The 6,919-nt window shown below is 71.3% G+C and carries 9 protein-coding genes; 5 read left to right on the top strand and 4 right to left on the bottom strand.

Going from position 1 to position 6,919, the window contains the following annotated elements; translation table 11 throughout:
- Window positions 1–58: 58 nt before the first annotated feature.
- Window positions 59–262 carry a hypothetical protein gene (locus ACFWM7_RS32000; RefSeq protein ID WP_010062008.1) on the bottom strand — a complete coding sequence of 68 codons (204 nt, stop codon included), beginning with the start codon at window positions 260–262 and terminating at the stop codon, window positions 59–61.
- Between the two features lie 10 nt (window positions 263–272).
- Window positions 273–959 (bottom strand): 2-phospho-L-lactate guanylyltransferase, encoded by a 687-nt coding sequence (cofC, locus tag ACFWM7_RS31995; protein ID WP_383267369.1) that lies wholly within the window; start codon window positions 957–959, stop codon window positions 273–275.
- Window positions 960–1,106: 147 nt separating this feature from the next.
- Between cofC and ACFWM7_RS31990 the strand changes: the two genes are divergently transcribed.
- Genes ACFWM7_RS31990 through ACFWM7_RS31980 form a run of 3 tightly spaced genes read left to right on the top strand, consistent with a single transcriptional unit; the run spans window position 1,107 to window position 4,076 of the window.
- Window positions 1,107–1,859 carry a lysophospholipid acyltransferase family protein gene (locus tag ACFWM7_RS31990; RefSeq protein WP_383267367.1) on the top strand — a complete coding sequence of 251 codons (753 nt, stop codon included), beginning with the start codon at window positions 1,107–1,109 and terminating at the stop codon, window positions 1,857–1,859.
- Complete coding sequence (locus ACFWM7_RS31985; protein WP_383267364.1) at window positions 1,856–2,866, top strand: NAD(P)H-dependent glycerol-3-phosphate dehydrogenase; 1,011 nt, start codon at window positions 1,856–1,858, stop codon at window positions 2,864–2,866. Before ACFWM7_RS31990 ends, ACFWM7_RS31985 begins: the two co-directional genes overlap by 4 nt.
- Before the next feature lie 34 nt (window positions 2,867–2,900).
- Complete coding sequence (locus ACFWM7_RS31980) at window positions 2,901–4,076, top strand: D-alanine--D-alanine ligase family protein (protein ID WP_383267361.1); 1,176 nt, start codon at window positions 2,901–2,903, stop codon at window positions 4,074–4,076.
- Between the two features lie 37 nt (window positions 4,077–4,113).
- On the opposite strand, the gene ACFWM7_RS31975 is transcribed toward ACFWM7_RS31980, so the two are convergent.
- Together ACFWM7_RS31975 and ACFWM7_RS31970 are read right to left on the bottom strand one after the other, a co-directional pair.
- Entirely contained in the window at window positions 4,114–4,602 is a 489-nt protein-coding gene (locus ACFWM7_RS31975) for a DUF3515 domain-containing protein (RefSeq protein WP_383267358.1), read from the bottom strand.
- Between the two features lie 20 nt (window positions 4,603–4,622).
- The gene (locus ACFWM7_RS31970) at window positions 4,623–4,856 is read right to left on the bottom strand and encodes an Lrp/AsnC family transcriptional regulator (protein WP_006127869.1); all 234 of its coding nucleotides are present in this window, start codon (window positions 4,854–4,856) and stop codon (window positions 4,623–4,625) included.
- Between the two features lie 219 nt (window positions 4,857–5,075).
- Between ACFWM7_RS31970 and ACFWM7_RS31965 the strand changes: the two genes are divergently transcribed.
- On the top strand, window positions 5,076–6,056 hold the full coding sequence (locus ACFWM7_RS31965; protein WP_383267356.1) for a thiamine-phosphate kinase: 981 nt from the start codon (window positions 5,076–5,078) through the stop codon (window positions 6,054–6,056).
- A 17-nt stretch (window positions 6,057–6,073) separates the two neighbouring features.
- Window positions 6,074–6,883, top strand: coding sequence for a bifunctional hydroxymethylpyrimidine kinase/phosphomethylpyrimidine kinase (thiD, locus tag ACFWM7_RS31960; protein ID WP_383267354.1), 810 nt, complete (start codon window positions 6,074–6,076; stop codon window positions 6,881–6,883).
- Window positions 6,884–6,919 lie beyond the last annotated feature (36 nt).

Raw genomic sequence — 6,919 nt, 5'->3', positions numbered from 1 at the left:
CTCCGGGGGAGCCCGGCCCGCGGGCTGTCCGGGCCCCGTTCGGCCCAGCGAACCACTTCTAGAACGTCTGCAGCGTCACCAGCGTGATCCGCAGGGCCGCCCCCTCGCCCTCGCCCTCGATCCGCACCCGCTGCCCCGGGCGCAGCAGCAACAGGCCGCCCGCGTCGAAGGCCGCGGCGTCGAACTCCACCGGGGTGCCGTCGTCCAGCAGCACACTGCCGCCGCGGGTCTCGGGGTCGTACGTGTACGAGGTCGCCTGCATGGGCGGCAGCCTATCGGTCACGGGCCGGGGCGGGCACGGCCGCGATCCGCGCCGTGTGCGGCCCCACCCCCAGGGCCAGGGCGACCCGCAGGTCCTCGCCCGTATCCACGTCCCGGCGCACCGAGTCGACGCCGGGCAGCGCTATTTCCACCGCACCCGACGCCAGGTGCCGGGCCCCGGACGGACCACCGAAAGCCGGACGGAATTCCGCACCGCTCGCAGCGGCGAGAAATGTCGTTCCGATTCCCGCCGCGTCCCGGAGAAAAGCGCTGGGAAAAGCGGAAGCAAAATCGAGCACCCGCGCCAATTCGCCGGGGCGCAGTGCCGGCAGATCCGCGTTGAGCGCGGCGACCGCGGCGGCGGGCCGCAGGGCCCGCACGGAGCGCGCGCCGTGCGCGAGCGCCGCGTTGAGCCCGGCCCCCGGAGCGTCCGGCACGATCCGCGCGCCGAGCGCGGAAAGGGCCGCCGCGGCCACGACGTCGTCCGTGACGACCACCACATCCCGCACTCGGGGACAGGCCAGCGCCGCGGCCACCGTGTCCTGGGCGAAGGCCAGGGCCAGCCGGGGCCGCGCATCCTCGCCCGCCGCCCGCCCCAGGCGGCTCTTGGCCCGGGCGAGCGGCTTCAGCGGAACGACCAGGGACCAGGGCCCGGCCGGATCGGTGTTCGTGGCGATCTCCCCCTCCGTACGCGTCAGGACTTATTCTCGCCTGCCGGTACGACAACCCGGAGGCCCGCTACCGACCGTGAGGCGTACGGTGTTCTCGACAGCGCAGAGGTCTGGGGCGAGACTTGACCGTCAGTAGCCAGGCAGCAGGTTGAAATCCTTAAGGAAGGTATCCAAGTGTCCCGCCGCAGAATCGGCTTTTGGTACCGCCTGGCGGCGGTCATCGCCAAGCCGCCATTGGTGGTTCTGTTCAAGCGCGACTGGCGGGGGATGGAGAATGTTCCGGCCGACGGCGGATTCATCAGCGCCGTCAACCACAACTCCTATCTGGACCCGCTCTCCTACGGCCACTTCCAGTACAACACCGGGCGGGTGCCCAGGTTCCTGGCGAAGGCCGGACTCTTCCGCACCCCGTTCGTCGGGATGATGCTGCGCGGCACCGGCCAGATCCCCGTCTACCGCGAGACCACCGACGCCCTGGACGCCTTCCGGGCCGCCGTGGAGGCCATCGAGCGCGGCGAGTGCGTCGCCTTCTACCCCGAGGGCACCCTCACCCGGGATCCCGACATGTGGCCGATGGCCGGCAAGACCGGGGCCGCCCGGGTCGCCCTGATGACCAAGGCGCCCGTCATTCCGGTCGCCCAGTGGGGCGCCAACCACGCGATGCCGCCCTACGCCAAGGAGAACAAGTTCCGGCTGTTCCCCCGCAAGACGCTCCGGGTGCAGGCCGGACCGCCCGTCGACCTCAGCCGCTTCCACGGTCTTGAGCCGACCCCCGAAGTGCTGCGCGAGGCGACCGAGGCCATCATGGCGGCGGTCACCCGCGAGCTGGAGGACCTGCGCGGGGAGAAGGCCCCCGCCGAGCTCTACGATCACCGCAAAGCCCGTGCTGAACAACGGCGCAGGGCCCAGGGAAAGGGATCTACGTGACGCACCCCGTAAAAGCAGCCGTCTTCGGAACCGGCTCATGGGGTACGGCGTTCGCCGTGATCCTCGCCGACGCCGGCTGCGAGGTCACCCTGTGGGGCCGCCGCGCCGAGGTCGCCGAGACCATCAACACCACCCGCACCAACCCGGACTACCTCCCGGGCATCGCGCTCCCCGACTCCGTCCGCGCCACCACCGACGCCGCCGAGGCCCTGCGCGGGGCGGAGTTCGCCTTCCTCGTCGTGCCCTCCCAGACGCTGCGCGCCAACCTCGCCGACTGGGCCCCGCACCTGGAGCCGCACACCATCCTGGTCTCCCTGATGAAGGGCGTCGAGCTGGGCACCGCCGAGCTGATGAGCGAGGTGATCGCGGACGTCACCAAGGTCTCCGCCGACCGCATCGCCGTCGTCTCGGGGCCCAACCTGGCCAAGGAGATCGCCGAGCGCCGCCCCGCCGCGGCCGTCGTCGCCTGCGCCGACGAGTCCGTCGCCCAGCGCCTCCAGGCCGCCTGCCACACCCCGTACTTCCGGCCGTACACCAACACCGACGTGGTCGGCTGCGAGCTCGGCGGCGCGGTGAAGAACGTCATCGGCCTCGCCGTCGGCATCGCGGACGGCATGGGCCTGGGCGACAACACCAAGGGCTCGCTCATCACCCGGGGCCTCGCCGAGACCACCCGACTGGGCCTGGCCATGGGCGCGGACCCGCTGACGTTCTCCGGACTCGCGGGCCTGGGCGATCTGGTGGCCACCTGCTCCTCGCCGCTCTCGCGCAACCACACCTTCGGCACCAACCTCGGCCGCGGCATGACGCTCCAGGAGACGATCGCCGTCACCAAGCAGACCGCCGAGGGAGTCAAGTCCTGCGAATCGGTCCTCGACCTGGCACGCAGGCACGGGGTCGACATGCCCATCACCGAGACCGTCGTCTCCATCGTCCACGAGGGCAAGTCCCCGGTCGTCGCCGTCAAGGAGCTGATGTCGCGCAGCGCCAAGGCCGAGCGACGCTGACGTCTCCCTTACCAGCAGGTACGCTCATCGCGATATGAGCAGCGAGAACCTCCCCCAGAGCCCTGAGCGCGCCGAGAGCCCGCAGGCGCCGCGCCGCAAGCCCCGCGTGGCTGTCGTGTTCGGCGGCCGCAGCTCCGAACACGGCATCTCGGTCGTCACGGCCGGCGCCGTCATGAAGGCCATCGACCGGACGAAGTACGACGTCCTGCCGATCGGCATCACGACGGACGGCCGCTGGGCGCTCACCGCCGACGAGCCCGAACGCATGGCCATCGCCGACCGCAAGGTCCCCGACGTGGACCGGCTCGCCGAGTCCGCCGAGGGCAGTGTCGTGCTCTCCGTGGACCCGGGCAGCCGCGAGGTCGTCTACACCGAGCCCGGCGCGGTGCCCAAGGCGCTGGGCGAGGTCGACGTCGTCTTCCCCGTGCTGCACGGCCCGTACGGCGAGGACGGCACCCTCCAGGGGCTCCTCGAACTCTCCGGTGTGCCCTACGTCGGTGCGGGCGTCCTCGCCTCCGCCGTCGGCCAGGACAAGGAGTACATGAAGCGCGTCTTCATCTCCTACGGCCTGCCCGTCGGACCGTACGAGGTCGTCCGCCCCCGGGAGTGGGACGGCAACCCCGCCGCCGCCCGCAAGCGGATCGTCGACTTCGCCGGCGAGCACGGCTGGCCGCTGTTCATCAAGCCCGCCCGGGGCGGCTCCTCGATGGGCATCACCAAGGTCGACGGCGTCGAAGGCCTCGACGAGGCGATCGAGGAGGCCCGCCGCCACGACCCGAAGTTCCTCGTCGAGTCGCTGCTGCGCGGCCGTGAGATCGAGTGCGGGGTGCTGGAGTTCGAGGACGGACCTCGCGCCAGCGTGCCCGCCGAGATCCCGCCGGTCACCGCGCACGACTTCTACGACTTCGAGGCGAAGTACATCGACTCGGCCGCCGGTCTGGTGCCCGCACCGCTCACCGGGGAGCAGACCGCCGAGGTGCAGCGGCTCGCCGTCGCCGCCTTCGACGCCGTCTCCTGCGAGGGCCTGGTGCGCGCCGACTTCTTCCTCACCGAGGACGGCACCTTCGTCATCAACGAGATCAACACCCTGCCGGGCTTCACCCCGATCTCCATGTACCCGCGCATGTGGCAGGAGAGCGGCGTCGACTACCCGGAGCTGGTCGACCGGCTGATCCAGGCCGCGTTGACCCGTTCCACCGGGCTGCGCTGAGCGGACAGGGCGCCGGCGTACACGGTGCCGGCGGACCTCAGAACCGGTTCGGGACCGTCTTCGATACCGGCCCGGCGAACGAGGCCAGCGGCGTGATGTCGTGGGCGTACGTCGAATCCAGCGTGACCTCGACGTACGCCTTGCGGTACGTGGTGGTGAACCGCGGGCCGGAGTCCTCGGGCTCCTCCAGCATCCACTTCACCCCGTCCGCCTCGACGCCCTCCGACTGGGGGTCGTCCATCTTCGCGGGCCGGGGAACCCCGCAGCGCAGTACGATCGCCCCGTCCCCCCAGCCGGCGGTCAGCTCCGAATCCGGGGAGGGGTCGCTGCGTTCCAGTTCCAGGATGGTCTTCGGCAGTTCCTCGTGCAGGGCCTCGCAGTACGCGGCGGCCTCCGCGGACGGTGTGGGAACCGTGATCGAGGGCTGCGCGTCGCTGAGGGAACAGCCCGCCGCGGCCAGGACGAGCACGGCAGCGGACGGACCGAGGAATATCGAGCGGGGAGAACGGCGGGCGGATGACGTCACCGGCCCAGCCTAGACGGGGGTCAGAGGTGGACGACCGGGCAGGTCAGGGTTCGTGTGATGCCGTCCACCTGCTGCACTTTGGCGACCACCATGCGGCCGAGTTCGTCGACCGTGTCTGCTTGGGCCCGCACGATCACGTCGTACGGACCGGTGACGTCCTCTGCCTGGATGACTCCCGGAATCTTGGAGATGGTCTCGGCGACGATCGACGCCTTGCCCACCTCGGTCTGGATGAGGATGTACGCCTGTACCACGGAACCTCCAGGGCGGCCACGAGGATCATGTGGGGGAAAGGGACGCCACGTTATCGCGTTGCCGCGGGCCGCGGGGAGACCTACGGGCCGGATGACGTCCACAGCGTGGCGTACAGGGCGCAGAAGTTGACGTATCTCTTGACGGTACCGACAGCACAGACGGCTCGCGACCGGGGGCCCGGACGGGTGTCCGGGGCGATAAAGGAGAGGTGAGACTCGGTGAAGGGAACCGTGGGCGAGTTGGGGGAGTTCGGGCTCATCAGAGAGCTCACGTCCCGGCTCACCACCACTCCGGCGGTACGGCTGGGGCCCGGCGACGACGCCGCGGTCGTGGCCGCCCCCGACCGCAGGGTCGTGGCCAGTACGGACATCCTGCTGGAAGGGCGGCACTTCCGCCGCGACTGGTCGACGGCGTACGACGTCGGCCGCAAGGCCGCCGCCCAGAACCTCGCCGACATCGCGGCGATGGGCGCCGTGCCCACCGCGCTGCTCCTCGGCCTCGTCGTCCCCGCCGACCTCCCCGTCACCTGGGCCGCCGAGCTGATGGACGGGCTCCGCGACGAATGCCAGGTGGCGGGCGCGGCCGTGGTCGGCGGCGATGTGGTCGGCGGCGACACGATCACCGTTGCGATCACCGCGCTCGGCGACCTGCGCAACCACGAACCGGTCACCCGCGCCGGCGCCCGCCCCGGAGACGTCGTCGCGGTCACCGGCTGGCTCGGCTGGTCCGCCGCCGGTTACGCCGTCCTCTCCCGGGGCTTCCGCTCGCCCCGCGCCTTCGTCGAGGCCCACCGCCGCCCCGAACCGCCGTACCACGCGGGCCCCGCGGCCGCCGGGCTCGGCGCCACCGCGATGACCGACGTCAGCGACGGCCTCGTCGCCGACCTCGGACACATCGCGGAGGCCAGCAAGTGCCGTATCGACCTGCGCTCCGGGCTCATCGACATCCCCTCGCAGATGTCCGACATCGGCCAGGCCGTCGGCGTCGACCCCCTCCAGTGGGTGCTGACCGGGGGAGAGGACCACGCGATCGTGGCGACCTTCCCGCCCGACGTGAAACTGCCCGCCCGCTGGAAGGTGATCGGCGAGGTCCTCAACCCCTCCGCGCTGCCCCAGGTCACCGTCGACGGCGCACCCTGGACCAGCAAGGGCGGCTGGGACCACTTCGGCGCCATCGAGGACACTCCGCCGCGCGCCTGAGCACTAGATTGCTGCGTATGCCCATACGTACCGCTGCCTTGCCCCGCGTGCTCACCGTCGCCGGATCCGACTCCGGCGGCGGTGCGGGGATCCAGGCCGATCTGAAGACCATGCTCGCTCTCGGTGTGCACGGCATGAGCGTGCTCACCGCCGTCACCGCACAGAACAGCCTCGGCGTCCAGGGCGCGTGGGAGCTTCCGGTGGAGGCTGTGCGCGCCCAGTACCGCAGCGTCGTCGACGACATCGGCGTCCAGGCCGTGAAGACCGGAATGCTCGCCTCGGCCGCCCTCGTGGAGACCGTCGCCGAACTCCTCGCCACCGCCGACGCCCCTGTCGTCGTCGATCCGGTAGGCGTCTCCAAGCACGGCGACGCGCTGCTCGCCGCCGAGGCCCTCGACTCCGTACGGACGAAGCTGCTGCCCGTCGCCACGGTCGCCACCCCGAATCTCGACGAAGTGGCCCAGCTCACCGGCGTCCTGGTCACCGACGAGAGCGGGATGCGCCGGGCCGCAGAGGAGATCCTCGGCTTCGGACCGCGCTGGGTCGTGATCAAGGGCGGCCATCTGCCCGGCGAGGCGGTGGACCTGCTCACCGACGGGAGCGCGGAACACTGGCTGCGCGCCCCCCGGCACGACAACCGCCACACCCACGGCACCGGCTGCACCCTGGCCTCCGCCATCGCCTCCGGGCTCGCGCTGGGTCAGGACGTGCCCACGGCGGTACGGGGCGCGAAGACGTACGTCACCGGCGCGATCGAGGCCGGCTTCCCGCTCGGCGGCGGCATCGGCCCGGTCGACCACGGCTGGCTGACCCGCCCGTCCGTCTGACCGGCCGCTGAGCACAGCAAAAAGCCGGTCCACCGA

This window comes from Streptomyces sp. NPDC058375, assembly GCF_042723425.1.
GTDB lineage: Bacteria > Actinomycetota > Actinomycetes > Streptomycetales > Streptomycetaceae > Streptomyces > Streptomyces durocortorensis.
Note: the sequence above shows the minus strand (reverse complement) of the source record. Positions and strands in the feature narration are given on the sequence as shown.